Raw genomic sequence first — 2,320 nt, 5'->3', positions numbered from 1 at the left:
GGAGCCTGACCGTTCAACAACTTTACATTAAATTTGGGGAAAGGATACCCCTGATATTAAACACCAATTCCTTTGGGGCTAGCCCCAAAGGAATTGAAACAACGGACAGAGTTTAATTTACATACCCTTCCCTGTTTAGAAATTCTAAAGTATTCTTCGTGTTCGTTCATTATTTTTCTGTTTATGGTATTCTTGCGCGCGAATTCTCAAAGACTGGCGGTAGTGGGGCTTATTCGATGGTTACAGGTTTTGTAGTGCGTTTTTTTCCGCAATCATTATTTTAAATTCATCCAAACCATCTGTGCTATTTTTGCTGTTATCAATTGAAGCATGTATTTCGTCGATCCAAAAAAGAAGATTTGAATAGACTGTTATGAAGTCTTGATAGCTCTGGTTTTCTTTAATGTAATAAAGAGTTATAAATCTTTTATTATCTCTGGCATACTGTATATAATTTTTGACTTCCTGATTTTTGTTATCAATCATTTTTAAGTTGCCCTTTTCGATTGAAACGTACAATATTTTAGTACTGCTGAAATGAGGTTTTAATTCTTTATATAGGGTATGTGGAGGTCCCAATCCCTTAATTCTATTGTCAAAATATTCGTTGTCATTTTGGTAGTAAGGAGGCAGATGGATTTTAAAATATCCATTATTTTCTGTTCTTAGGATATATTTTTGATAGAAGACTTTACGGAATTCATTTGTGAGCTTTTTAAAATCTTTATAGGGCAGGTTTTTGTCTAACGCTAATAGGACTGAAGCATATTCGTGGTGTCTTCTATTTTCATCCGCAAGATTAAGTATTTTACTATGAAGCGTTGAGTCACTTTTTGTAACTAATGTATCTCGATAAATAATTTGAAATTCTCCACTTTTTAAATTGCTTACCTTGATAAGGTAATCCTCATCATTATTGTTGATATCAAAATTTTCAACTTTTGATTCTGGATACTCAATATTATTGACTGAGTTTTCACACGATTCTAATAGTAAAAATATAAGGATTAATATGTTGAATTTAAGTTTCATTTTATAGCAAGCTGCAAGGGCTTCTCGGTCAGCTAAAAGAATAGTCTCCTTTTCTTCTTATCTGGTTGCAGGAAGTCAAAATTGAAATCAGTATTAATATGAGAATTAAGTGTTTAATCACGTGCAGTACAACGGTCTCACGTAACTGCCAGTTACGGGTTTGTATGGGTTAATTTTCGGTTTAGAGCGCAGCTTAGTGATTTTATGAATTCGCACGTAGTTAGTTGGTAAGCGGTAATTTTTTTGACTAGTTGACTGTAGCGTTTTACTCAATTTCGATAGTTATTTTAGTTTTCCAACCAATTCCACCTTCCCTATGCTTTGTCAAAAATTCCACCATTTTTCGTTTAGACTTCAATACTTTTCTAAAATCAGCGTTTTCAATATCAATTTCTCTAAATGAATTTACATGTTTTCTAATTTCGGAGTCAGACCAAGTTCCGATGCCAAAATTTAATTGCGCTGTATCTTTTTCTTTTATATTAAAAACTATTGAGTCAGCATTTTTATTTTCAATATAATTCAGGTCGTAATTTGTAATTGTAGTATCTATCTTCAATTTCACTTTTAGTTCCGAATCTGAACTATTAATAAATGTAATTGAATGAGGTGGGTCACAGCTCAAACAAAGAAAGATAATTCCTAAAAGCCCGAAGTTTTTAAATTGAAGTTTTGTCATTTCATATTGCAGCCTATGGCCTTGTATATATCTCGTAACGTGTGAATTGGCGATTAATTGTCATTTAAAGACGAGCCGAATTTTCTTTTTCTTATAAATAAGCCAAATAAAAAAAATTGGCGGACTTGCAAATCTGCTTAACTTCGATTAAGCAACTAATTAGCTATAAGCTATATACGTTGTTGCCAAGGTTATTTTTCCGTTATGGTTTTTTTCAAGTTCTGAAACGATTTCCACTCTTTTGATGGATAATCCTCTATAATTAGACTTGAGTCTCTTGAAATGACTGTATTAACAATTCCGCTGTGAGCTGGACACGATTTAGAATTAATTTTTAGTTCAGTCAGTTCCAATATTGCATTTTTAATCAATGCAATTTGCTCGCTGGTCAATTCGACGCTATCTATTCTGCTTTCCAATTCTTTGTATTCATACCATTTTTTTGGTATTTCATTTTCTTTCGGTGGTTTTGGCGGTTCATATGAGCATCCCCCAAAAATTAGGACAGTAATTTAAGTTCCAAAATAACTTTAAATTTACTGTTTTATGACACGAAGAAAATTCACACCCAAGTTCAAGACCAAAGTGGTTTTAGAAGCTCTCAAAGAG

The 2,320-nt window shown here is 32.7% G+C and carries 2 protein-coding genes; both read right to left on the bottom strand.

The genetic code is table 11. The annotated features are described in order from the left end of the window. Positions 1 to 240: 240 nt before the first annotated feature. A complete protein-coding gene (locus LLW17_RS18765) occupies positions 241 to 1,032 on the bottom strand; it encodes a hypothetical protein (protein WP_228231827.1) in 792 nt (263 codons plus the stop codon). A 265-nt stretch (positions 1,033 to 1,297) separates the two neighbouring features. Further along, complete coding sequence (locus tag LLW17_RS18760) at positions 1,298 to 1,711, bottom strand: hypothetical protein (RefSeq protein WP_228231826.1); 414 nt, start codon at positions 1,709 to 1,711, stop codon at positions 1,298 to 1,300. Between the last annotated feature and the right edge of the window lie 609 nt (positions 1,712 to 2,320).

Origin of the sequence: Leeuwenhoekiella parthenopeia, assembly GCF_020782115.1 — a bacterium.
In the GTDB taxonomy this organism is placed as follows: Bacteria; Bacteroidota; Bacteroidia; order Flavobacteriales; family Flavobacteriaceae; genus Leeuwenhoekiella; species Leeuwenhoekiella parthenopeia.
This window is presented reverse-complemented; position numbering and strand designations above follow the sequence as displayed.

Coding starts and splice junctions, on each gene's coding strand:
- LLW17_RS18760 (WP_228231826.1), bottom strand. CDS start 1,711: ATGACAAAACTTCAATTTAAAAACTTCGGGCTTTTAGGAATTATCTTT.
- LLW17_RS18765 (WP_228231827.1), bottom strand. CDS start 1,032: ATGAAACTTAAATTCAACATATTAATCCTTATATTTTTACTATTAGAA.